Here is a 24748-nt window from a genome sequence, read left to right as displayed (position 1 = left end):
TATAAATTGAATTACAAGTAAGACAGCCGTGTGAAATGTTCTTCCGATCGCTGTTGTTCCCAGACTTCTTGAATTGAATTTATAAGGTAGAAGTCCAGTCACAAAGGCGAACGCTTTGCTTCTCCATAATCATTTCACACTATTGCCTATTGGCAATTCTAAAATTCACCGTATCTAATCTGTATCTAATCTTGAACTTAAAAATCGAACGTCTTCCCTATACGGTAACGATCATATTAATCAACTGCTGCTCGATTCCCGTAATTTTATGATTTTTTCTGTAACAAATATATTTTTCAATTTCACAGTAGCTGAATCCGGTCTCTCTATACTTACCGATCCCTAACTTGCCCATATCGGCCTCCGGCAGCAGCGTTACCCCCATACCCAGCTGACACATCGTAATCATCGAATCCAAAGCGGCTATTTCCACATAATCAGACCTGGATATATTATGGTCTTCGAGTAACTGGTCGATGATCTTCTTGTAATAACAGTTCTGAGAGGAAATAATCAGATTCTCACACTCTAAAATTTCCTGAAGAGGTCTCTCCGCATGCTTGCCAACCAAGACCAATTTTTCGGTGCCATATTTCCTGTAATGGAGGGCTGCATGGTCCATTTTTCCAACCAGAAAACCAATGTCGATCACCCCGCTTGCAAGATCCTCCTCAATCTTGGTCGTACTTCCTGTTCGAATGGTCATCTTCAAATCCTTGTATTTCTGATACAAGTTCCGCATGGCCTGATCGAAATGGTTTGGATGTTTACTCCCCATGAGTCCAAGCTTCAGCACCGGACTTTCCTCACTCATCAACGTACGGGTCTCTTCCCACATGGAGATGATCTTCTTGAACTGGGCATAGAGCTTCTCCCCGTCCCCGTTCAACTCCATCCCTCTGGGTCTCCGGTAGAATAGCTCTTTATTGAATTCATGTTCGATTTTTTTAATTTTGGCGGTCATGTTCGATTGCAGCTGATGCAGCTCCTTCGCAGCCAAGGAGATACTCTGATGCTCGGCCACCGCGACAAAAGCTCTCATATTTTCAATATCCATGACCTCATTCTTCTCCCATCTTAAATATTGATATGTGTATCAAATTTAAACATTTTTAATGATATATATTACGTATTATACTGCTGTTGAGAAAATAAGGGGAGGGACTGTTATGAGTGAACAACGTCTAAAAGTAGGCATTATCGGAGGGTCCTTGCGCAACCGGTGGGCCAGTTCCACACATATTCCGGCTTTGCTTCAAAGCCGACATCACCAAATCACCGCCGTTGCCACAACCAAGTTGACCTCCGCCCAGGAAGCCGCTCAAGAAATTGGCGCTGTGGAGGCCTATGATGATTATTCCAAGATGCTGGAGTCCGATCAGGTCGATATGGTTATTGTCAGTGTAAAAGCTCCGTATCACAAACAGATCGTACTGGACACCATCCAGGCCCAGAAACATGTTTACTGCGAATGGCCGCTGGCTGCAAATCTTGAGGAAGTCCATTCGATTATGGAAGAACTCCGGCATTCGCCAATCCGGCATGTGATTGGTCTGCAGTCTCGGCAATCCGAAGAAGTGCAGCTTGTGAAGCAAATGATAGATAACCAAGAGTTCGGAAAGATTCTATCGGTCCATATGAAGGTGTCTACACAGGCTAAGGGCAACTGGGTGGATCAGGGCAGCAGTTATATTTTAGATAACAAGAATGGGGCAACCCTGCTCAGCATCAACGGAGGACATGCCTTGGACATTGTAACGTTCATCTTTGGACAGTTCACCGAAGTTCAAGCAAGCCATCATACCCATTATACCGAAGCCCGCATCATAGAGAGTGACGCCAAAATCGAGAAGAACACCGCGGATCAGTACCTGATCCAGGGCAAGCTTAATGCCAACATACCGATCGCCGTGCATCTGCAGGGAGGAGCCTACCCTCAATTTCTATTGGAAATTCAAGGAGAACACGGAGTCATTCGATTGGGCCAGAATCAATCCATCGGACACCCTCAGTATGGACGACTGCATGTATCGGTGGCTAAGTATGATTCCCCCCAATCCATCGCCACCAGCCAGCCTGATGACTTCATCGTGGTCAAGGAGGATCAGGAAAAGTCCCCTTTTACCAACGTGTTTCGGGCACATCAATCTTTTGCGAAGGATATCCTGACGGGTACAGCTGGTACGCCTGATTTTTATAGTGCTTCGGCGCTGCATCGGTTGATCGATACTATTGAGATTTCAGCGCGGACGGGGGAGAAGGTGAGGATGACTGGGGGGAGCGAACTTGGGATAAATGAAGCTTGAGGATATACAAGTAAGCCAGCTATTATGGCTGGCTTACTATCCCGAGTGCCCGACGACTTGTTTAAAAACAACAATTGGCACCCCATATTAACCAACCATCTTTAACCCAATAACAGCAAAGATAATTCCCAAGATAGAGCCGATACGAAGCCAGCTTTTTGATTCCTTAAAAAAGATCATTCCAACAATGGCAGCTCCCACTGACCCAATCCCCGTCCAAACCGCATAAGCTGTCGCCAGCGGGATGGTCTCCATAGCTCTGATTAGCAGCTGGAAGCTGAGGACGAACCCGCCTATAAGAATGATATTATTAGTCCAATTATAATCCTTTGCTACGCGTTTAATGCCGATTACCCCGACAATCTCCAACAGACCCGCCGCAATAAGCAACATCCAGTCCATCAAGCCTCACTTCCTTTTCCCGACAATTTCAATGCAATGATGCAGGCTAACAACAATAAAATGAAAGCAATCCTCTCTAGGCTAATCGCTCCGCCAGACAGCAAGACTTCCATCATCGTCGTGCCCAAAGTTCCGATTCCTGTAAATACGGCATATACCGTTCCAACCGGCAATGTTCTGGTTGCCCGAACAATTAACTCAAAGCTTGCCAACACGGCGCCAAGAACGATAAGGCCAGGAATGGCCTCATATTTGAACCCGCTTGCCCACACGATCTCCAGCAGTCCCCCCAAGAGCACATAAGCCCATGCTCTCGGCTCGCTTACCTGCTTATACGATTTAGCTGTCATTGCCGTCCCCCTCCTCTAAATGGCTTAAATAATAATCAACAATTTGCTCGATATGATCCATCACATCGGTATCCATTCCGTACACCTTCGCTTCCGTCCCTTCTTCAGGGCGGATCAATGACCAATACCTGTCAATGAGCTGCTCGTCTTGCTGGAACCATTCCATGGATATCTCCAGGATTTCCTCCGCAAGCTTCTGAGAAATGATAGAAGAAGGAGGCTCATGCATATTCTCCTTAACCTTTCGAATCAGCCTCGCCCATTCCATGCTTCGGGGATCGTTCAAGCTGAGGTTCGGCAAGTTTTTAATAATTTCAATTTCGTGCTCTGAAAAGTGCTGGGCAAGAAATGTCTCTCTAATTTCAGAGGGGGATTGGAGCGCCTTAATAAAAAGAAAGATATCCTCCGATTCGATCTCCCCCTTCATTTCCAAGGCATAGCTTGCGATTTGCAGCAGCTTCTCCAGCTCATCCAGGCGATTCTTTTCTTTCCTAACTGCCGCCAGCTCAAAATCCAGATAATCCTTCCAGCGGTGCCCCTGCTGCGAATCTTTCCCTGCGGACAACATTTCCTTGATGGTTGCTAGTGTAAAACCGAGCTCCTTCAATGCAGCTATATGCTGGAGCACTTTGATCTCCTCATTGGAATAGTACCGGTAGCCCGATTCAACTACCTTTGCAGGTTTCAATAAACCGATCTCGTCATAATATCTCAGTGTTCGAATAGAAATGTTGGTCTTCTTGGACAATGCACCAATGCTGTACATCATGGCCTCACCTCTCAACAACAGTATATAGTCTCCAGTTAACGTGAGAGTCAAGTCTTTTGAGGATGGATTTGCAGGGAGACGGAGGGCAAAAATCCACAGCCAGATGAGGCTGCGGATTATGTAATCGATACGTTGTTTCAACTATGGTAAAATCAGGGAGTCATAATCAACATAAGGAGAACCTATGAACAATCCGATCCATATACTCGTTGCCGAAGACGACAACGACATCAGCCAATTGCTGTGCAGTATCATTAAAAAAAGCGGGTATATTCCGCAGCCCGCCTTCTCAGGTACGGAAGCCCTGCTCTATCTTCAGCAGCGTCAATGGAGCATGCTGCTTCTTGATCTGATGCTGCCTGGAATGACAGGTGAAGAATTGCTGCACCAAATTGAAGGGCGTGACGATATGCCCGTTATTGTTATTTCAGCCAAAGGTGAACCCAAAACCAAGGTGTCCGTCCTGCGCGGAGGGGCCAGCGATTTCATTACAAAACCTTTTGATATCGAGGAAGTCTCAGCCCGAATTGATTCTCAACTGCATTTGTATGCCCGCATTGGGCAGCCCGCTCCCCCTAACGTGCTGGAGCATAAAAGCCTTGTGCTTGATCGGGACGCCATGACGGTAAAAGTAAACGGAACGGAGCTGAATCTCACAGCACGGGAGTTCGAAATCTTAGGACTGTTAATGTCAGCCCCAAAGAAGGTGTTCACGAAGGCCAACTTATACGAGCGGGTATGGGGGGAGAACTTCTATGGAGACGACAACATCATCAACGTTCATATGAGCAATTTGCGGGGCAAGCTTGCCAAAGAGGCTCCGGAATGTGAGTTTATTGAGACGGTATGGGGAATGGGCTATCGCCTCAAGGCTTAAGACATTCTTAAGTTTTGGCTTTAGCTTCTCTTATGATTTCATTTCTATACTTGGTCTATCACACAAAGGAGGCCAAGAGAAACATGCAAGAGTATGTTCTAAAAACAAATAACCTGTCCAAAAAATTCAAAGGCCATCAAGCGCTCGATAAAGTCAACTTGTCCATTCGCAAAGGTGCAATTTACGGATTTATTGGGCAAAATGGCGCAGGAAAGTCCACGTTAATCCGCCTTGTAACCGGACTCGCTTTTCCGACCGAAGGATCACTGGAGCTGTTTGGTGCAAGCGGAGAGCAGGCCTTGATCCAGGCTCGCAAGCGGATGGGTTCGATCATTGAAAGCCCCGCCCTGTTCCCCCATATGACCGCTCACGAGAATCTGGAGGCAAATCGGATCTTGCGGGGCATCCCCGGCAAGGATTGTGTTCCCCGAATGCTGAAGCAGGTTGGACTGGAAGGGACTGGTAACAAGAAAGCCAAAAATTTCTCTCTGGGTATGAAACAGCGGCTGGGTCTTGCGATTGCGCTGCTGGGCGATCCCGAGTTTATCATTCTGGATGAGCCAACCAACGGCCTCGATCCGATGGGCGTTATCGAAATGCGCGAACTGCTAAAGACGTTAAACCGGGAACTAGGCATAACGATCATGATCTCCAGCCATATTCTTAGCGAACTGCATTTGATGGCTAGCCATTACGGGATCATCCATCGCGGGAAATTGCTGGAGCAGCTGACTGCCGATGAATTAAACGAAAGATGCCAGCAGTACATCTATATCCAAGTAAACGATCCAGGCAAGGCGGCCGCAGTCATACAGAATGAGATGGGAACGGCCGATTTTGAAGTGATGCAGGACGGAGCCATCAAGCTGTACAGCCAAATGGAGAAGCCGAGTCATTTGTCGTCGGCGTTATTCTCGGCTGGGCTAGAAATCGAGAAGTTTATGCCGATGGGCGAAGACCTGGAGAGCTATTTTACGAAACGGATCGGGGGTACTCCTCATGTATAATCTGATCCGGGTGGAGTTATTCAAACTCCGTAAGAATCGTTCGTTCTGGACGCTGCTGATCGCGCTTACCGTCCTATCGCTTGCCTATCCTTTGCTGTATTACTTCGATCACCGCTCAAGCGGGAAGCCGCAGTTTACAGGCGCCGAATTCCTGCTCACCTTCCTTTCGAGCAATGCCTATGTCATCAAATTCGGCGTGGCGGTATTGGCCGGCTTCTTCATCTCCAACGAATATGCGACCGGCGTCATGAAGACGATCGCATCATCGGGCAATACAAGAGGACGGCTGTATATGGCAAAACTGACCGTATTCGCAATCGGGGCAGCGGCAATTTCGCTTGTTTTCCCTATCGTCAGCACGGTCGAAGTCACATTGCTTTCGGGTTTCGGGCAATTGCCAGAGGGCAGTGGGGCGATATTCCTGCTGCGGGTGCTCGTTCTAACCATACTGTATACCGCAGCTTACGCGGCCATCGGAGCACTGTTTACCGCAATTCTTACCGACAGCGGTAAAACGATCGGCTTCTCTATGATCTTTTTCCTGGTCATCGATGTAGCCTTGGCAGGCATAGGCTCAAAGCTGAAATTTGTTGAAACGTTGTACAAGTATTCTATCTTCAAACTGACTGGCGATATCGGCCGGCTCAACATCGAAAGCGGGGATTGGCCTGCTCTTCTGATTGCGCCGATACTGACGATTGCTGTATCTGCAATTTTGGGCATTCTCGTATTCCGGAGAAAAGATATTAAATAAGAGACGGAAGGGGAGAGCTTGTTGCTTATTCTGATCATGATTTTGGTGGCGGCTCTCCTGCTGATCCGCCTGGTGATGCTGCGGCGGGAACTGGGACGGATGACAGAGCAATTGCGCAGCTATAATGAAGGAATTACCGGAAAGAAAATCGACGTGGCACTCTTTGATCAAAAGCTCGAAGAGCTTGCCGGACAAATTAATCGTCAGTCCCATTTGATCGTCGAAGCGGAAGCTCAAAAGAAACGTATACAGCGGGAGTTTCGACAAGCGGCTGTAAACATGTCCCATGATATCCGTACCCCTTTGACCTCCATTTTGGGATATATTCAATTGCTGGAGGCGGATAACATAACGACAGAGGAAAAGCGTGAATATGTAGGGATCGTCAAAAATCGGACAAAGCGTCTGCAGGCGCTGCTTAACGATTTCTTTGAGCTTGCCGTTATTGAATCACCGGATGATTATCTTAAAACTGAAAAGATTGAAATGACCGGCCTGATTTCCGATATTCTGGTCGGTTTTTACGATCTATTCAGTGAACAAGGAATAACGCCGACCATACGATTAACAAAGGAAAGAGTAAACATCTACGCCGACGAATCGGCTGTGCGCAGGGTAGCAGAAAATTTGCTGGTCAATACAGCCAAATATGCTAGAGATCAGGTCGAAATCAGCTTTGAACGGCAGGGGGGTTCCGTCTCATTGATAATTGTCAACGAGGCGAAGGAACTGGCCGGGAGCGATGTCAGCCTTCTGTTCGACCGGTTCTATACCGCAGATCGCGCCCGATCCGCCCAGACGTCGGGACTAGGTCTCTCCATCGCCAAAAGTCTGATGAACAAGATGGGGGGAACATTAACCGCAGAGCTGCAAGGGGATCAGTTGCGGATGACTTGCCGATGGGACGTATATAACTCCCCTTAGTGCAGGTGCCGATCCATTTATAATCTTCATCCATACCGTCTTTCTCTGCAGTTTTCTGATCCCCCTAGAAAGATCCTAAGAGACCCTCCCCCCTCTTTTCAAAAACTTCTCGATCCGGTCTTTAAAATCATCCCGAGCATTCAGAACTACTCCATAATCTCCCCTTCAGGTCTGGTATAAATAAAAGCCTGTCACATAATCGAATTGCCATTCGTCAAACTAATGAATACAACATTAAAGTGAAAAGGAAGCGGAAAGATGAACGCACAGGAGCATATAGCGAAACAATTTGAGGGGAACCGCAAGCACCTTCTCGCGGTAGCCTATCGGATGCTGGGGTCCTGGAGCGAGGCAGAGGATGCGGTTCAGGAAGCTTGGCTGCGGCTTAGCCTGTCGGATTCCAGAGCTATAGAGAATCTGGGCGGTTGGCTGACCACCGTGGTCTCCCGGATCTGCCTCGACATGCTTCGGACACGCAAATCGCGGCGTGAGGAGCCTGTGGAAGTCCAATCGTCCCATTCCTTCATGAATCATCCAGACAGTGATCCCGAACAAGAGGTTCTGCTGGCGGATTCGGTCGGACTCGCAATGCTTGTTGTGCTGGGCAATCTGAATCCGTCTGAACGTGTCACTTTTGTCCTGCACGACATCTTCGCCATCCCCTTCACCGAAATTGCCTCTATCCTTGGCAAATCCGAGGCGGCCGCCAGGCAGCTGGCCAGCCGTGCACGCCGCCGGGTGAGAGGAGACAGCCCGGAAGAAGACAAGCCCGCGCTGGCTTACCAACGCGAGCTGATCGAAGCCTTCCTCGCTGCGGCTCGGGATGCCGACTTTGACCGGTTGCTGGCTGTACTCGACCCGGATGTCGTGCTCCGGGACGACCGTCAGGGTGGAGGATTGCGCGTCACTCATGGGGCGCAGCATCTGGCCCAGCAGGTGGCCGGACGGATCCAGGCTTCACAGCCTGCTCTGGTAAACGGCTCCGTCGGGGTAATCGTAGCCCCTGGAGGGCGGCTGCAGTACGTACTCCAATATGCCATACGGCAGGGAAAGATCGCCGAAATCGACCTGATCTCCGATTCCAAACGCATCAGCAGACTCGATTTAAAACTGTTGGACAATTGAAAACCAACCTAACAAGGAGGAATCATCAAGGTGAGCAATTACAGAGTAGAAGAGAAGGACGCATTTCGTTTCATTGGATTTCCAGCCCTGCTGAATGAAGAGGCTGTCATTCATGCCGATAATTATTCAGCTCCCAAGACCGAGTTCTTCATATCTGCCATTCAAAGCGGTAAGCTGGCCCTGCTTCACCCCCTAGCAGAGAGCAAATATGGATATGGGGTAGTAGCCGCGAAGGATAACGGTACGTTCTACTATGCCGGTGTCCTGACCACCCAGCCCCTTGTAGACGGAACGGAAGAGGTGTTGTTTCCCCAAAGCCACTATCTGATCCTAAGCGGTCAGGGCGGGTTGTCCCGCCTTGCCTTCGACAAACTTGAAGACCAGGCATTCGCAGAGGTACTTACTGGCGACTTCCCTTACGAATACAGCGGAGGCCCGATTGCCGAAGTCTTGTTAAACGGAAATCCGGCCGACGCAGAGGCCGAAGTGTGGATACCGGTAATCCGGAAATTATAACATTCATAGTCTCTCTTCATGTTCCGGTTATGTCTTTGAACACACACAGAGCCTTTGACCCTATTTGGGTCGAAGGCTCTTCTTTTCCATATATTCAGTGTCATCTCTTTAATATAAAACAGTGAGTTATGGAACAGGAGTATATAATATACTAAATATAATCAAATATAACTACTTATATTCAAAATTGTACGAATTGTGTAATATTTTACTTTGAAAATCAATCTAAACATCATTAAATAATACAAAAACAATTTTTCCTGTGTTACTATCATTTACAAGTAATGAACTTTGAACATGGGGGAGATTTTGTTGAAAAAAGTTTTGTATGGAGTATTAAGCTTGGCCCTTTTGCTTACAACTATGGCTGCACCGGTTCAGCCGGCTTTTGCAGCAAAAGACAAAACCGAGATCCTGATCTCTGCAGCTGCCAGCCTTAAGGACAGCCTAAGCGAAATTGAAAAAAATTATGAGAAAGAACATCCGGATATCAATTTAACGTTCAACTATGGGTCTTCCGGTACACTTCAGAAACAAATTGAGCAAGGGGCTCCTGCAGACCTTTTCTTCTCAGCTGGCAAGAAGCAAGTAGATGCCTTAGTTAAAGAGGACTTAATTTCAGATAGCAAAACGATCCTGCGCAACGAATTGGTGATGGTGGTTCCCATCGATTCGAAACGTACATTCACCACAGTGAAGGACCTGACAGGAAATGATATTAACAAGATAGCCATCGGGCAAGAGTCTGTGCCTGCAGGACAGTATGCCAAAGAAACGCTGACTGCCCGCAAAACCTGGAACGCTCTGCAGGACAAATTTGTCTATGCGAAGGACGTACGTCAGGTATTAACCTATGTTGAAACTGGAAATGCTGATGCCGGTTTTGTCTACAAAACCGATGCGCTCACCTCGAAAAAAGTGAGGATCGCTCTTCGAATTGCCTCTAATGTACATACGCCAATCGTATATCCTGCTGGTGTGGTAAAAGGGAGCAAGCACAGCAAAGAAGCAAAAGCATTCTATGCCTATCTCCAATCCAAAGAGGCAAGTGGAGTCTTCAAAAAATTCGGATTTATTTTGCCATAAGAAACGCTGGTTAGGATAAAATAAATATTATGGACTGGATAGCATTTTTTGAACCTATTAATCTCTCAATTCAAATCTCAATAACAGCAAGTGTGCTTGTTTTCCTATTATCTGTCTTCATCGCCTGGTACATGGCGAAGGCGCGATTCTTTGGCAAAAGCATCGTGGAGGCAATTCTGCTATTGCCGCTCGTGCTGCCGCCTACTGTAATCGGCTTTATTCTTCTGGTCGGCTTTGGCCGAAAGAGCTGGATTGGCAAAATATACGAGAACTTAATCGGCCACCCGTTTGTCTTTACATGGGAGGCAGCTGCCATCGCTGCCGTTGTCGTGGCCTTCCCACTTGCTTATCGTTCGATGAAAGCCGGATTCGAAAGCATCGATCATGAGCTTGAAGATTCCGCCAGAGCGATGGGAGCCACGGAATGGCAGGTCCTCCGTTACATCTCCGTCCCATTGGCCGCCCGCTCCTTGACGGCCGGGTACATCCTGGGTTTTTGCCGCGGCCTCGGGGAGTTTGGTGCAACCTTGATGATCGCCGGAAATATTCCTGGGAAGACCCAGACAATTCCGACAGCTATATACGTAGCTATGGACGGAGGAAGCATGCAGTTAGCATGGGCATGGGCCGGGTCCATGATTGTTTTCTCCTTCCTCATGCTTCTACTATCGAACCGCTTCGCCAAATAAAGCTTAAACAAATTGCCCGTTATCAACTGACCTAGTGTCAGTGACGACGGGCAATTTTGACACATATGTTCATCTGAGATGCTGTGTAATGAAGAGCGCAGCTCGGTCCAGGGCTTGATCGGCTTCTTCGAGAATGCCAGTGAACGCCTGGAAAACATGTGGGACGTCGGCGGTAACGTCAAGGATTACATCCACGCCTGCTGCCCGTGCACGGTCGGCTAACTGAGTGGAGTCGTCAAGAAGGAGCTCGTTAGTTCCAACCTGCAGCAGGAGTGGTGGGAAGCCGGTAAGATCACCGAACCTGGCAGGACTCAAAAGTTCATGATTCGGGTCCTGTCCAGCTAGATACATCGCATCCGTGGCTTTAAAGCTCTCACGGGTGAAGAACGGGTCGATCCCCGCCTTGCTATCCATACTTGCTCCGGAGTGCGTCTTATCGAGCCCCGGCGAGAACGCCGCTATCGCTGCTGGCATCGGCAGACCTGCATCCCGGGCCATCAGGCAAGTCGAGACAGCGATGCCGCCACCGGCAGAGTCGCCAGCAAACACAATAGACGTTGCCTGGGCTCCGTTGTCCAGAAGCTCACGATAGGCTGAGAGAGCATCCTCAAGAGCCGCAGGGAATGGATGTTCCGGAGCCAGACGATACTCGAGCGAGATGGACCGGATGCGGGTCTTACTGACCAGATTCGCGGTAAGGGACATGGCTGTGTAGGGGGAGCCCATAATATACGAGCCGCCATGGAAATATAAAATGATTCCTGGACGGGTATCCTGGTCGGGGTCAACGATCACGCCGGGCCGATTCCCCAAGGTCGTCGGTGTGGTCCGCACGTCCTCAGGTACTTTCATAGCTGCCATCATGGCAGCGAAGTTCGCACGCATTTCCTCAACAGTTTGTGGCTTGGTGGGCTCAGGGCGGCGCAGCATTTCATCTACACTTCTACGTTGTTCTCTAGACATATGATATTCTCCTTCTCCTTTTTTAATCGCTCTCTACCGTAATCTCATCCAACGATCCGGCTTATTCCTAGTGTATGATATAATTGTGACAAAACTTGTCACTATATTTCTTGGGAGAGTGAATATATATGGGAAAGTCGAGGCGCCTGATTGAATTGATGATGGCAGTAAATCGGAAGCGGAGATTCACCGTCAAAGAGCTTGCTGAAGAATTTGGTGTGTCTACCCGAACCATGCTGCGCGATTTGCAGGAGCTGAGTGGAATGGGAGTGCCTCTATACTCTCAAGTTGGTGCGGGAGGTGGATACCAGGTTCTTACAGAGCGAACCCTTCCACCGATTTCATTTACGGAAAATGAGGCCTTCTCCATATTCTTTGCTTCCCATGCTCTTCGGCACTTCAGTTCGCTTCCCTTCGAAGCCTCTGCAGAATCCGCACTTCGGAAATTTTACAGGTATTTATCGGATGATGTGAAAAGCCAGATCGATGAGATGCGGCATCGAATCGACTTCTTTACACATACACGCCCAGAACGGGCTGGCTACCTTGAGATATTGCTCCAAGCGTCCATTAGAAAGTTGCCCGTAACCATCAATTATGGAAATCCCGAGTACGGGACCAGTGAACGAACGATTCAACCCATCGGAATCTACGCCCATGAGGGATATTGGTTTTGCCCAGCCTACTGCTATTTGCGAAAAGCCTTCCGATTATTCCGGGTAGACCGGATAGGGTCGGCCGTTTGGGCAAATGTTGAAGCGGTATCGCCTACAGTAGACGTTGCAGAGGTGGATTTAACGAACTGGGGACCTCATTTTTACAGCAAACAAGAAAGCGTAGATGTCAAAGTGAAGCTGACGGCAAAAGGGATTGAGTTATTCCGAAATAAAGGCTGGATTTTCCCTTGGGGAGAAATCCATCGCTCCGAGGATGGCACAGGCATACTACAGTTGGAGATCTTCCCCACAGAAATCCGATTCTTTGCTGAATATTTCTTCTCGTTCGGCGCTGAAGCGGTCGTGATCCAGCCGGAAGAACTAAGAGAAGCTGTCAGAAGGAAGCTGGTCCGTGCTCTCGAAGAGTATAATGTCCCAAATTCCTAGTCTCCTGATTTCAGAAAAAAGTTAAGGGGCTTTTCCATTGTCCGGAAAAGCCCCTTTCACCGATTCAAACACCTTCTGAATCAAACACTTTGGCCCATTGAGATAGATTCAATCATTGCCGCCTTAAGCAACTTGGGAGGATTTTAGTTACGTCAGATCTCCTCCTCTGCCGTACTCCTTCTTTATTTATGACGTTTACGACGTTTATGACGCTTGGCGGCTCTCCATGGCTTGCGGTTCCGCTGAACCTGTGGCGTACGGAACAAAGAAAGTAAGAATAAAACCACCCGCTGCAACTAAGGTCAATGCCCAAAATGCCGCCTGAATTCCTTCATGCATATTGAACGGAAAAGATACTGGGCTATAATCTGCGGTAATTGTCACCATGGTGATGAGCAGAGCCCCGCCCATCGACATGCCCAATGTACGTATGGCCGTCGTCATCGGCGAAGCGTATTTCATCATTGAGCTTGGCAAGCTCGCCATGGCAAAAGCAGTAATTGGGGTCATCATAAAACCGACCCCGGTCATAAGTAAAGCATATAATCCAATCAGCATTTTATAGGAGGCATGAACCGCCAAGGCTATCGTTAATAAAGCTGTTACGGTAGCAATCCCGAAAAAGGCGATCCGGATTAAATAGCGGCCGCCGAAACGGTCGTAGATCTTACCCGCAATTATTCCCGACACCCCCATAAGCAATGCGCCTGGAAGCAGCATTAGCCCCGATTCTCTAGGCATTAACCCTCTGACATTTTGCGCATATATGGGGAGCAGCAGTTCCACCCCGGCCATTACTATGAATAGGACTACGCCTATAATCGATGCATAAGTAAATCTCGAGTAGCGAAACACGTTGAAATCAAGCAAAGGGACAGCCAGTTTGAATTGACGTTTCACAAACAAGAAGGACATGACGAACCCTACAAGAAGGATGGCCATCGCAAGCAGAAGCCCCCTTCCCTGATCGCCAAGGATGCTAAATCCATACAACAGGCTGCCGAAGCCTAAACTCGAATAGAGAATAGACCTCCAGTCCAATTTCGCTTTGTGCGTATCCCAGACATTTTCCAAACCATAATAGGCAACAAACAGGTTCAAGATCGCAACGGGCGCAACTCCGTAGAATAAGATTCTCCAGGAATGATTCTGAATCACGAAGCCGGAAATCGTTGGACCCAGTGCAGGTGCGAGTCCTACAATGAGGCTGGCCAGCCCCATCGCTGCCCCGAGTTTTTCCTTTGGGAATACCATGATAATTGTATTCAGGAACACCGGTACCAGCAATCCGGCGCCTATACCCTGAATAATCCGTCCACTCAGGATCAATACAAAGTCGGCGGAGAAGCCGGCAATTAGCGTCCCCGTCGTAAACGCCCCAGCCGAAGCGAAAAACAGGGCTCTCGTTGAGTATTTTCCGATCAGGAATCCCGTCACAGGAATAACAATCCCCGAGACCAGAAGATAGACGGTGATCAGCCATTGCGCCCGATTGACCTGGATTCCAAGGTCAAGCATCATTTGGGGCAAAGCCGTGTTCAGCATGGTTTGCATTAACTGCGCCAGAAAATTTGCGATGATTAGAGAAGCGACAATGATTACGGGTTTTCTTTTCATAATCTGCCTCACCATTTCCTCGTTATTAAGAGGCTGTTAGCTGAGTTAGAACATGTTTCGGCAATACCCCCGGTGCTTTATGAATCGGGTTACCGTCTCTGAATATAATGGTCGTCGGTATGCTCATGATCTGAAAATTGTCAGACGTGATCGGGTTCTCATCTACATTCACTTTAATCACTCGAATCGAGCCATTGGCTTCCCTTTCAAATTCCTCCAGGACGGGAGCAAACATTTTGCATGGTCCGCACCAAGCTGCCCAAAAATTCACTACGGTTACGCCTTCTGCCAGAAGCATCTCTTGAAATGTAGAATCTGTTGCATGTTGAATTGCCAAAATTATGATCATCCCTTCATTTATTTATGGATATAACGGATTTTTAATGTCCATTATATAACTAAAAAAATTTGTGCTACCAATCTCAAGTCAAATGCTTTTTTCATCCTCCCCTTAGATAAATTGCAGAATAAAGTTTACAAACAATTGTAGACTTTATGGGTCTATAATATATTTCATGCTGTCTCTTGTCAACACATTAATTCTTGCGACCATCGCCAGAGATAGGCAGGAATCCATGCCATGAATAAGACAAAGCAATCAGACTGGCCTCTGTAGAGGGAAAAAGCTCGCCGTTTCTACGACGAGCTTAGTTCTTCATATATCGATAATAAGAAATAAGAAGTATCCATTCATTATTCTAGTCATTCAATAAGGTTTTTCGTTGACTGATACATCTTCTCTGCGTACAAGTCTATCTCGTCCCGGGACATGCGTAAGCGGGCCTTAGAAGTACCGTACCCGATTTCCTGTTTGCCCTCAGATAAATCGTTGAAAATCCCATCCGCGAAGGCCTCTAGCGGTTCTCCTTGCGTATGCAGTCCTGCCCCACCTAAATCCGTATTTACCGCCGGAGGAGCAACCTCAATAACTTCGACAGCCGTTTCGGAAAGCTGGTGTCTTAAGCTAATAGTGAATGAATGAAGTGCGGCTTTGGTTGCGGAGTAAATTGGAGCTATCGCAAACGGTGTAAACGCCAGCCCTGATGTGACATTCATGATCGCAGCGTATTCTTTTGCCGCAAAATAAGGAGCGAACAGCATGGACAGGTGACAAGCAGCCTCAAGATTTGTAGTGATTTCCTTACTGAAATAGCTCCAATTGTCTCTCACATTCGCTTTAAGCACATTATAACGCAGTTGAATACCCGCATTATTCACCAACACATTTACGTCCGGATAGTTCGCAGTTACCCAATCAAACAACGCTACCCGCTCGGACTCTATTTCCAAATCGCATACACGAGTGATGAGATTGGGGACTTTCTCCCCCGCCTGTTGAAGCACATTTTCGCGTCGGCCGCAAACAATTACTTGATTCCCAGCTTTAATGAACCGTTCTGCAAACGCTAGCCCGATGCCGGAGCCTCCTCCGGTAATTAGGATTGTATTACCTGTAAGCTTCATGGTCGTTCCTCCTCAATTTGTTGAATATAGCGATCAATCTTTGCATCGATTCCTGGCAAGTATTCGGTCAACAATGCAATCTCATCCAGAACTCTTTGCCTATGTTTTCTCATCATGTCCAGCCGGAGCTCAATCGTGGCCTCTCCTTCTACGATCCATGCCATATACTGCCGAATATGGCTTATGGGCATATGTGTGTTCTTCAAGCAAATCACAGCCTGAAGGAGCGCCATTTGATGTTCTGAAAATAAGCGCCTGCCCGCATGATCCCGCTCGATTAGCGGCAGCAACCCTTTTTTCTCATAATAACGCAAGGTTGATTCGGGAATATTGTATTTGGCTGAAGCTTCGCCGATAGAATAATACTTCATGTGGAGTCCTCCAAGTTCTAACACTTTGATTGTCGACATGATTAATCATAAAACTTAAACTATGGTTTAAGTCAACAGGGAAGTTTCATGAGAGAACTTGAGTTGCTGCTTCAGTGCGGACAGCTCTATTTATGGGTTCGAATCCTGATACTTATCGATATACAGCGTCCCGTCCAATTGGAGCTCTGCGTAGAATACTTGGTCCAAAGAGTGAATGCCCTCTTTCTTTAATTGTTGGCCCAGCCAGGCACCGGAGACACCCATCTTCATCAGATTTTTCTCTACGATTTTACCATCAACAATAAGCTCAGTTGGGATTCTGTGAATAGGCGTAGTGGCTGCTTGTATATCCTTTTTTGTTGCGGGCAGCAGCTCTTCTTTTTTCAACACGCTGAGTTGACCGTCAGGTTCTAGGATGGCAAATTCAACTTCTTCGGGTGAGAAGATATCCTTGTTCCGAAGCAGCATGCTTAAATCGTCGATGTTGAGGTGCTGCTTAGCCAATGCCCTTTCCAGAATCTTACCTTGTTTGACAAGAATCGTAGGCTGGCCGTCGAGAATCTCACGCACTTTGACGGAGCGCAATCCAATCCATGCAATGATGAATGCCAAGAGTGACCATAAGACAAGGCTGGATATTCCCTGCAGCAGCGTGATGTGTCTGTTGACGATAATTTCCGCCGTGGTGGAGCCGAAGGTGATCCCTGTAACATAATTGAAAAACGTTAGATGTCCGACTTGTTTCTTACCAAGCAGACGTGTCAAAACGAGTAGAGCAATAAAAGATGCTGCTGTACGAAATAGAATTTCCCCATACGTCATATGCCAAGCCCCTTGTATAACAGATGGTTTTATATTGGCCTTTGCTTCCATCGGCTATTCTATGTTTAAAGGCAAATTTTTATTGTGGTTGGGCATGCTATATAAGCTTCTCCAGAATCATTTCACAACTTGCCTATGAGTAATTCTCAAGTTCAACTTATATAGATTCATTGTGTGTGAAAGGAAGGAGCTGCACGACAAGAACATGGATCATCCCTATGTAATTCTGCCGGAGGAACAAGCGCCCCATGGCATAGAGCATTGTGAAATTTGCGAACTATCCAAGCAGCGGAATCGTGTCATTTGGGGAGAAGGAAATCCGAAGGCTCCACTTATGATGATTCTGGATAATCCCGGAGCCCGGGAGGATCGGGAGGGAAATTCTTTTCTATGCGGTACCCGGGAGACCCTCCAATTCGGCATGAGGGAAGCCGGAATAGATGTGAACGATATTTATGTCACCTATCTGCTAAAACGCCGGCCGATGCACGCCTACAATAAACCCGAGGCCAGAGCGGCGTGTCTCCCCCACCTACAGCTGCAGCTCATTCAGAAGCAGCCGCTTGTATTATTTGGATTCGGTAATGTCGTGGCGGAATCTCTATTCCCGGATGAGGAGAATGCCAGTGTCAAGGAATTACGAGGCAGCTGGCATGAGTTTCAGGGTATGCCCATCAGCTTCACCTATCACCCGCTTGCAGTAAGAAGACGGCCTAATCTACTTAGGTTCTTCATAGAAGATTTGAAAGCCTTGAAGATGAAGTGGCAGGAGATTCAACATGTCAGGACATAGCATGCTGCTTTTTTGAGATCTTCCCGTTAGGGACAGCATGAGAATCGTATCCCAATTAACGGCCAGACGGCTTCGTCTTCACCGTTATGGAACGGATAGGTCAATATATAAAAGTTTTGCGGGATTTAACGGGATTATAAAAAAAGCGGCAGTCTTGAACTTCTACGTTCAGGCTGCCGTTTTTTTGAGCCAAGCGTCTGTTTAACGGACATTAAACGAGCATACACGCGGCTACAAATGGAATGTTAAACAAATCTGTTCCAGGAACATCTCGGGAGAATAACCGCGCTCGTCTTTCTGAAAGGAATAAGAATCGTTGCTTAAAGCCATTAGAAGCATATCCGCTTTGAAAACGCTGTTCGGCACGGGCTGTCCGGGTACTGCCATCTCGTTGAATAGTTCGACCAACAGCTGATGCAGTTCGGCATATAGAGGGCTCTGCGATCGCGATCTAGATCGATTGGTTGGTGCGGATTCCTCAACTCCTGCAAGCAGCTGATATTTCTTCTCCCTAAACTGGATAAACAAGTCGAGAAGCCCTTTCAATCGCTGGCTTGGCGGATCTGTCCGGTATTGCTTCAAGTACGCATCGATATTTTCGAAGAGGAGAACGATATTCTCTTTCATTAAATCGAGACATAGTTCGCTTTTATTGCGATAGCGGCGATAAAGCGTTCCTGGACCGATCTGCGCCTCCGCGGCAATTTGGTTCATGCTGACTTGTTCGACCCCATTTTGTTCAAAAAGCCGAAGTGCCGCATCCAATATACGTTGACGATTCTCCGCCGCATCGCGACGTTCAGCCCGAGAAGACGGCGGCTCTAAATTAAACACGATATATCACTTCCTACCCTGATATGGTTCATCTCCTTGACAAACGGAGACGTCTCCGTTTAATATCAAATGGAGAGGTCTCCGCTTAATGTTATCATACTAAAAAAGTGCTTACAACACACGCACAATTAAGAGCAAACTCCTAACGGAATTGCTACAAGCGGTGTCATGTTATCGACATTGCGGGAAGCGGCGGATCGAGATTATACGCTTTCGGTTGCTGACCGCGATTAGGCACTCGTTAAGGCAGAAGCCCCGTAACACAGAAGGCAGAAAGAAGGCTTGTTTCTATGCCGATTTGGAAAAGGAATTTAATCGTTTGCTGGTTCGGGATATTTGTAACCGGTGTGGGCATGAGTCAGATTGCGCCCGTATTGCCGCTTTTTATCAAACATCTTGGTGTGACTGATCCAGGTGCAGTTGCCCGATACTCCGGATTTGCCTTTGGCATTACCTTCATCATCTCAGCTATCTTCTCCCCCATTTGGGGTGCGGCTGCCGATAGATTCGGGCGCAAGCCTATGTTATTGCGGGCAAGCCTGGGCATGGCGATCGTGATCGGCTGCATGGGCTTTGCACATCATGTGTACGTATTGATTGGGCTCAGATTATTGCAAGGAGTAATAACCGGGTACAGCACAGCCTGTACGACATTAATTGCAACTCAGACGGATAAGGAACACGCAGGTTATGCACTAGGTACCCTGTCAACAGCAGGCATTGCCGGTTCCCTGCTCGGACCCATGATTGGCGGTTTCATGGAGGAAAACTTCGGTACGCAAAATGTATTTTTTATAACAGGCCTGCTGCTGCTGATCGCCTTCATTACAACCGCCTTATTCGTAAAGGAAACATTCACACGCGAGAATAAACAAGTGCAGAGCGCCAAAGCGATCTGGACTCTTATTCCCGAGAAGAGTTTGACGATCACCCTATTCGTGACCTTCTTTGTATTATCTGTGGCGCTATATTCGGTTGAGCCGATCCTCACCGTCTATATTACCCAGTTGTCCCACAATCTCAGTCATGTTGCTCTAATCGCGGGAATCACGTTCTCGGCCTCGGGACTGGCAAATATCGTTGCTGCTCCAAGGCTGGGAAAGCTGTCTGACCGGATCGGGGCGCATAAGGTGATGTTGATTTCTCTTATCACAGCAGGAATCATCTTCATTCCGCAAGCCTACGTGAACAGTCCCTGGCAGTTAATGATCCTTCGTTTCCTATTAGGACTCACAGCGGCTGGGCTGACCCCATCTGTCAATATTTTGATCAAGAAGATTACGCCGTCTGCTATTACGGGAAGAGTGTTTGGTTTTAGCATGTCGGCAGGGTATTTAGGCGTATTTGGAGGTTCCATCTTAGGCGGCCAGGTGGCAGCCTTGCTAGGCAGCAGGTACGTGTTTATAGTTACGGGAGCGCTGCTGCTGATCAATGCGGCGTGGGTTTATTTTAAAGTGTATAAGAAGCTTGAGGGCAAACGGTTATCATTCTAATAACTTAACTGAAGGAGTATGTTGATTATGCAGATTAAATGGTACGGCCACTCTTCATTCCTGCTGACTTCAGATGCCGGAACGAGAATTCTCATCGATCCCTACTTTAAGTTTCTTGGCTACCGCATGCCGGTTCCGGTTGAATCGGATATTGTCGTGGTTACGCATGATCATGGCGATCACAATAAAGTTAACACCGCATCAGGCGATTACTTGCTTGTGAACGAGCCAAAAGAATACAGCCGCGGCGATGTGAGCATTAGCGGGTTCAAGACCTTCCATGATAAGGTAAACGGTCAGAAAAAAGGGCCTAATATTATTTTCCGCTTCCGGATGGACGGACTGACGATCTGTCATTGCGGGGATCTGGGGCATCTGCTTACCGAAGAACAAGTCAAAGATATCGGCAAAGTCTCATCGTACCTGTAGGAGGAAGGATGACCCTCGATGGGCCAGAAGCCGCTCAAGTGATGCGTCAATTGAGAGCGACCGTAACCATTCCAATGCATTATAGCACGAAGGCTTTGGGAATCCTCGGAAGGATCATTTCCGCTAAGGTAGACAAATTCCTTGAAGCTGCTGGGACACGGACAACAGACGTAGAGACGTTGAACGTAACCAAAGAAAGCCTTGCCCAATATGCTGGCGTCGTTACTATGCAGTATGAATAGAAGCATAACTAATTGCCCGTTATCACCTGACAGAGTGTCAGTGACGACGGGCAAATTGTTTTAAAGAGAACCATCTATATTCCCCTTGACCACACAAACGCCGCGGAACTGGTCCATAACCACAAAGGCGAACGCGCTGCTTCTCCAGAGGCATTTCACAACTTGTCTAGGGGTAATTCTTAAGTTCAACTTATACAAGTTTTTTATTGTTATGAAATAAACTGAAGCCATATATATAATCCGGTTAATACAATAAACAGAGTTGGTATCGTCAGAATGATGCCGATTTTGAAATAGTACCCCCACGTAATCTTAATGCCTTTACTGGACAAAACATGAAGCCATAACAAGGTTGCCAAAGAACCAATAGGTGTAATCTTGGGCCCAAGGTCCGAGCCGATGACGTTCGCATATACAAAGGCCTCCCGAATTGCACCCTCCGCATGTGTTCCTTTAATCGCTAATGCATCAATCATTACCGTAGGCATATTGTTCATTAGCGACGAAAGCACAGCCGACAAGAAGCCCATACCAAGCGTAGCTGCATATAACCCCTGAGACGCCATGGCTTCAATAAGTGTCCCTAACCGGTCCGTTAAGCCAACATTTCGCAAGCCGTATACAACAACGTACATTCCAACAGAAAACACAACGATATTCCATGGCGCACCCTTAATCACACTTTTCAGCTCGACGGCTTCGCTATTTCTAGCCATCAAGATAAAGACAATCGCAGCGATTCCAGCAAAAAGAGATACAGGCAAAGAAATAATTCCGCTTAGAAAATACGCAGCTAAAAGGACGCCCAAAATAACCCATGACAATTTGAACATACGCAAGTCTTTAATGGCTTCCTTAGGCTTTCTGAGCTCATCCACGTTATACTTACCTGGAATGCTCTTCCTGAATAATAAATAAAGCACCAGAATACTGGCCCCTAAAGAGAACAGATTGGGTACAAACATACGAACCGTATACTCTATGAACCCAATATTAAAATAGTCGGCAGACACAATGTTAACTAAGTTGCTAATTACGAAAGGCAGTGAAGTGGTATCCGCAATAAATCCGCTGGCCATAATGAAAGGCAGGATCATTCGGTTATCAAACTTCAGTGCCCGAACCATAGCTAGGACAATCGGGGTTAATATTAACGCTCCCCCATCATTGGCAAATAATGCAGCTACCACCGCTCCTAGAACGATCACGTAGATAAACATTCTTATTCCATTTCCCTTGGCGGCTCGTGCCATGTGAAGCGCAGCCCACTCGAAGAAGCCAATCTCTTCTAGAATCAGCGAGATTAATATAATGGCCACAAAGGTCAAAGTGGCGTTCCATACGATTAAGGTGACATCCTGGACATCCTTAAAGCTCACCACCCCGCATACAAGGGCAAGGACAGCACCCCCAAGCGCAGACCATCCAATGTTAAGCCCTCTAGGCTGCCAAATCACTAGAAGAAGGGTAATCAAAAAAATAAGTGCAGCAGTGTAAACCATATATTCCTCCTGTTGTAAACTCAAATGCAGCAATCATTGCTCCGTTAACCAGTCGTCCCCTCTAGGTTATATTCCAGCCTAATCTATACCACCTGCTAACTGACTAGTTGATCTTAATAACTATATAATATCTAAGCTATTATTTCGAAAAGAAAACCTTGGATAAGCTAAACCAATCATGACTGCAATTAAGTCCCCGAATGCCAAAAAGACCCTGCCAGCAATGATAAGCCAGCAGGGTTTTCGATTTTGTACAAAACCGGGAACTGCAATCCTACAGCCTAGCTGCCGGACAGTCCTCATTGCCCGGTTGAGATTTCGGTTTAATTAAGTAACTCTTTTATAGTTGAAATCCAACGTTTCACTTCTAAACGCTCTTCGCTTCTAAGGCAAGCAAGACCATAAACCACTTCTTCACTGTAGCTTAAAGGAACAAAGGCGATCTCGCTATCCTCTCCAATCACAAAGTCGGGCAGAACCGAAACGCCAAGATCACTTTTTATCATGGTATGTACTGTATTTATGGTGTCTCCATAGGTATAAATGGAATCAGGACAACTCTCAGTAATTTTCCTGTTCATCCTTTTCAGGGTTGGAGGGGATTGGTGCTCGTCAAATAAAATGATCGATTGATGATTTAATTGCTCGATATCCAGCTCACTTTCATTTGCGAAAGGGTGATTTTTGGGCAGCACACAAACATAGGTCCCTTGAAGCACCGGATAAAAACAAAAATCTATGTCTTTCCCCAAATTATCTTCCGAAGTAAATATGATATCAAACTTTTGGTTTAATAAATCTTCTTTCTCCCTAGTCAGATTAGATTTTTTCAACTGAATTTGAATCTGCGGGTATTTTTCCTTAAATCTCCTAATAATGTCCGGCAAGACCTTCTTCTCAAAAACAGTCTCCGTGTATCCGATAACCAGGGTGCTTTCATATTTTTCCGAAAGCCGTTTTGCTTTCTTGATGGATTGGTCTAACCTAAATAGAAGTCCTTCCATATCCTCGTAAAAGCTATTGCCGGCTAGAGTCAAATGAACAGTCCTTTTGTTGCGAACAAATAAAATGATTCCCAACTCATTTTCTAAACTTTTGATGTTGTGGCTTACAGCAGGTTGTGTCAAATTTAATTTCTCAGCCGTTGTTGAAAAATTCAGTGTCTCAGCAAGAGAAACAAAACACCTTAATTGCTGAATATTCATTTGAAACACCCTTTTTAGTAATAAATCCTTTTTATAAATCATAACATAGGGTAATTTCACACTAGTGTCAACCTATGCTATTCTTTCCTTGTGAAAGTTATCACTAAGGAAGAAGGAATAGACATGCGTTATATTGTAACAGGTGTAGATGGTCAACTAGCAAGCCGTGTGGCAGAAACAGTTCTCGCAGAAGTAGATGGTCACAATTTAACCTTCACATGTATGAAGAAAGACAGAATTCCCAAAGATACGGTTCAACGTTGGGAAAATGCCGGAGTCAAAATCTTTGAAATCAATTATGATGACATTCCATCCATGGAACGGGCTTTCAAAGATGGTGACCGCATCTATATTGTCTCTGGCCTTGAAGTAGGCAGAAGAGTCCAACAACACAAAAATGCGATTGATACGGCAATCAAAGCAGGAATCTCCCACATCACGTATAGTTCATTTATCGGTGCAACAGATCCTAATTACGCTCACGTATTTGTTACTCCAGACCATACAGCAACTGAAAACTACTTAAAGTCAACAGGTATTACCTACAACGCAATGAGAAACAACTTATATTTAGAAAACTATCTGACTATGTATACGATGTTGGCACTAATGTCAGACAATAAATGGTTGAGCACCGCCGGCGAAGAACGGGCTACTTTAGTTCACAAAGATGATTGCGCAAGAGCCGCAGCCGCAGCATTGCTCGGAAAGGCCAAAGACAACGAGGCTTATAATATCGTAGGATCAGAGTCTGTTTCCGTAAGGGATTTGTGCAACCTCATTAAAGAAGTTTCCGGTAGAGACCTGGAGTATATTCCTGTGAATGCGGAGCAATATTATGAACATCTGGAGAAACTGCACATTCCCAGAGAAATTACCGGAGATTTCTCCCGCTCGCCTGTTCCATTCTGCGGCGATGATCTTGTGACAACCGATGCCAGCATTAAAGAAGGGCTTTTAAATGTACATTCCGATGCCATTGAAACTTTGACTGGACAAAAACCAAAAACAGCAAGAGATATTATCGGAAAATATAAATATATTTGGGAGAACAATATCCAAAACTGGCGGGATATGAAATAAAACCGTTCAAGCAGGCAGTTAT

At 46.7% G+C, this 24748-nt stretch carries 26 protein-coding genes and 1 pseudogene; 14 read left to right on the top strand and 13 right to left on the bottom strand.

All coding sequences use genetic code 11. From position 1 onward, the window contains the following. Positions 1-217 precede the first annotated feature (217 nt). Entirely contained in the window at positions 218-1057 is an 840-nt protein-coding gene (locus tag BN6628_RS01230) for a LysR family transcriptional regulator (RefSeq protein ID WP_068613127.1), read from the bottom strand. Between the two features lie 112 nt (positions 1058-1169). Between BN6628_RS01230 and BN6628_RS01225 the strand changes: the two genes are divergently transcribed. Continuing rightward, positions 1170-2306, top strand: coding sequence for a Gfo/Idh/MocA family protein (locus BN6628_RS01225; RefSeq protein ID WP_068613126.1), 1137 nt, complete (start codon positions 1170-1172; stop codon positions 2304-2306). Between the two features lie 87 nt (positions 2307-2393). Here BN6628_RS01225 and BN6628_RS01220 read toward each other — a convergent pair whose 3' ends face one another. From BN6628_RS01220 to BN6628_RS01210, 3 genes are read right to left on the bottom strand one after another with little or no spacing between them, the layout of a single operon-like run. Next, positions 2394-2708, bottom strand: coding sequence for a DMT family transporter (locus BN6628_RS01220; protein WP_068613125.1), 315 nt, complete (start codon positions 2706-2708; stop codon positions 2394-2396). Next, positions 2708-3058, bottom strand: a complete 351-nt coding sequence (locus BN6628_RS01215) for a DMT family transporter (RefSeq protein ID WP_068613124.1) — start codon at positions 3056-3058, stop codon at positions 2708-2710. The genes BN6628_RS01220 and BN6628_RS01215 overlap by 1 nt, the downstream gene beginning before the upstream one ends. Next, the gene (locus BN6628_RS01210) at positions 3048-3827 is read right to left on the bottom strand and encodes a MerR family transcriptional regulator (protein ID WP_235847547.1); all 780 of its coding nucleotides are present in this window, start codon (positions 3825-3827) and stop codon (positions 3048-3050) included. The genes BN6628_RS01215 and BN6628_RS01210 overlap by 11 nt, the downstream gene beginning before the upstream one ends. Positions 3828-4011: 184 nt before the next feature. On the opposite strand from BN6628_RS01210, the gene BN6628_RS01205 reads away from it, so the two are divergent. The 8 genes from BN6628_RS01205 (at position 4012) to modB (ending at position 10805) form a co-directional block, all read left to right on the top strand. Then, positions 4012-4704 (top strand): response regulator transcription factor, encoded by a 693-nt coding sequence (locus BN6628_RS01205; protein WP_068613121.1) that lies wholly within the window; start codon positions 4012-4014, stop codon positions 4702-4704. 83 nt (positions 4705-4787) lie between these two features. Beyond that, a complete protein-coding gene (locus tag BN6628_RS01200; RefSeq protein ID WP_068613106.1) occupies positions 4788-5711 on the top strand; it encodes an ATP-binding cassette domain-containing protein in 924 nt (307 codons plus the stop codon). Beyond that, positions 5704-6465 (top strand): ABC transporter permease, encoded by a 762-nt coding sequence (locus BN6628_RS01195; RefSeq protein WP_068613103.1) that lies wholly within the window; start codon positions 5704-5706, stop codon positions 6463-6465. The genes BN6628_RS01200 and BN6628_RS01195 overlap by 8 nt, the downstream gene beginning before the upstream one ends. 21 nt (positions 6466-6486) lie before the next feature. Then, positions 6487-7389, top strand: coding sequence for a sensor histidine kinase (locus BN6628_RS01190; RefSeq protein WP_235847546.1), 903 nt, complete (start codon positions 6487-6489; stop codon positions 7387-7389). Positions 7390-7647: 258 nt separating this feature from the next. Beyond that, the gene (locus BN6628_RS01185; protein ID WP_068613100.1) at positions 7648-8514 is read left to right on the top strand and encodes a sigma-70 family RNA polymerase sigma factor; all 867 of its coding nucleotides are present in this window, start codon (positions 7648-7650) and stop codon (positions 8512-8514) included. A 30-nt stretch (positions 8515-8544) separates the two neighbouring features. Then, the gene (locus BN6628_RS01180) at positions 8545-9030 is read left to right on the top strand and encodes a GyrI-like domain-containing protein (protein ID WP_068613098.1); all 486 of its coding nucleotides are present in this window, start codon (positions 8545-8547) and stop codon (positions 9028-9030) included. Between the two features lie 297 nt (positions 9031-9327). After that, positions 9328-10116, top strand: a complete 789-nt coding sequence (gene modA / locus BN6628_RS01175) for a molybdate ABC transporter substrate-binding protein (protein ID WP_068613095.1) — start codon at positions 9328-9330, stop codon at positions 10114-10116. 29 nt (positions 10117-10145) lie between these two features. Next, entirely contained in the window at positions 10146-10805 is a 660-nt protein-coding gene (modB, locus tag BN6628_RS01170) for a molybdate ABC transporter permease subunit (protein WP_068613092.1), read from the top strand. A 69-nt stretch (positions 10806-10874) separates the two neighbouring features. On the opposite strand, the gene BN6628_RS01165 is transcribed toward modB, so the two are convergent. Next, on the bottom strand, positions 10875-11768 hold the full coding sequence (locus tag BN6628_RS01165; protein WP_068613089.1) for an alpha/beta hydrolase: 894 nt from the start codon (positions 11766-11768) through the stop codon (positions 10875-10877). 128 nt (positions 11769-11896) lie between these two features. Here BN6628_RS01165 and BN6628_RS01160 point away from each other — a divergent pair, with 128 nt between their 5' ends. Then, on the top strand, positions 11897-12871 hold the full coding sequence (locus BN6628_RS01160; protein WP_068613086.1) for a helix-turn-helix transcriptional regulator: 975 nt from the start codon (positions 11897-11899) through the stop codon (positions 12869-12871). Positions 12872-13075: 204 nt separating this feature from the next. Here BN6628_RS01160 and BN6628_RS01155 read toward each other — a convergent pair whose 3' ends face one another. The 5 genes from BN6628_RS01155 to BN6628_RS01135 form a co-directional block, all read right to left on the bottom strand. Then, complete coding sequence (locus BN6628_RS01155; RefSeq protein WP_068613083.1) at positions 13076-14488, bottom strand: DHA2 family efflux MFS transporter permease subunit; 1413 nt, start codon at positions 14486-14488, stop codon at positions 13076-13078. A gap of 25 nt (positions 14489-14513) precedes the next feature. Next, entirely contained in the window at positions 14514-14825 is a 312-nt protein-coding gene (trxA, locus tag BN6628_RS01150) for a thioredoxin (RefSeq protein ID WP_068613080.1), read from the bottom strand. A 365-nt stretch (positions 14826-15190) separates the two neighbouring features. Beyond that, positions 15191-15952 carry an SDR family oxidoreductase gene (locus BN6628_RS01145; RefSeq protein WP_068613077.1) on the bottom strand — a complete coding sequence of 254 codons (762 nt, stop codon included), beginning with the start codon at positions 15950-15952 and terminating at the stop codon, positions 15191-15193. Beyond that, a complete protein-coding gene (locus tag BN6628_RS01140) occupies positions 15949-16323 on the bottom strand; it encodes a MerR family transcriptional regulator (RefSeq protein WP_068613067.1) in 375 nt (124 codons plus the stop codon). Before BN6628_RS01140 ends, BN6628_RS01145 begins: the two co-directional genes overlap by 4 nt. A 129-nt stretch (positions 16324-16452) precedes the next feature. Further along, on the bottom strand, positions 16453-17145 hold the full coding sequence (locus BN6628_RS01135) for a YetF domain-containing protein (RefSeq protein WP_068613065.1): 693 nt from the start codon (positions 17143-17145) through the stop codon (positions 16453-16455). A gap of 205 nt (positions 17146-17350) precedes the next feature. Here BN6628_RS01135 and BN6628_RS01130 point away from each other — a divergent pair, with 205 nt between their 5' ends. Then, positions 17351-17938, top strand: coding sequence for a uracil-DNA glycosylase (locus tag BN6628_RS01130; RefSeq protein ID WP_068613063.1), 588 nt, complete (start codon positions 17351-17353; stop codon positions 17936-17938). Positions 17939-18169: 231 nt separating this feature from the next. Here the strand turns inward: BN6628_RS01130 and BN6628_RS01125 are convergent, their stop codons facing one another. Further along, positions 18170-18772, bottom strand: coding sequence for a TetR/AcrR family transcriptional regulator (locus BN6628_RS01125; RefSeq protein WP_068613061.1), 603 nt, complete (start codon positions 18770-18772; stop codon positions 18170-18172). Positions 18773-19062: 290 nt separating this feature from the next. Between BN6628_RS01125 and BN6628_RS01120 the strand changes: the two genes are divergently transcribed. Further along, positions 19063-20265, top strand: coding sequence for a multidrug efflux MFS transporter (locus BN6628_RS01120; RefSeq protein ID WP_068613059.1), 1203 nt, complete (start codon positions 19063-19065; stop codon positions 20263-20265). Positions 20266-20283: 18 nt separating this feature from the next. Next, positions 20284-20936, top strand: a pseudogene (locus BN6628_RS26495) (MBL fold metallo-hydrolase). Between the two features lie 209 nt (positions 20937-21145). Here BN6628_RS26495 and BN6628_RS01110 read toward each other — a convergent pair. Beyond that, entirely contained in the window at positions 21146-22438 is a 1293-nt protein-coding gene (locus tag BN6628_RS01110) for an arsenic transporter (protein ID WP_068613056.1), read from the bottom strand. Positions 22439-22761: 323 nt separating this feature from the next. After that, positions 22762-23643: a LysR family transcriptional regulator gene (locus BN6628_RS01105; protein ID WP_068621816.1), complete on the bottom strand. Its 882-nt coding sequence runs from the start codon at positions 23641-23643 to the stop codon at positions 22762-22764. Between the two features lie 123 nt (positions 23644-23766). Here BN6628_RS01105 and BN6628_RS01100 point away from each other — a divergent pair, with 123 nt between their 5' ends. Next, a complete protein-coding gene (locus BN6628_RS01100) occupies positions 23767-24726 on the top strand; it encodes an NmrA family NAD(P)-binding protein (RefSeq protein ID WP_068613053.1) in 960 nt (319 codons plus the stop codon). The last annotated feature ends 22 nt before the right edge of the window (positions 24727-24748 follow it).

The organism is Paenibacillus tuaregi (genome assembly GCF_900086655.1).
GTDB lineage: Bacteria > Bacillota > Bacilli > Paenibacillales > Paenibacillaceae > Fontibacillus > Fontibacillus tuaregi.
The sequence above is the reverse complement of the archived record's forward strand: the minus strand, read 5'-3'. Positions and strand labels throughout refer to the sequence as shown.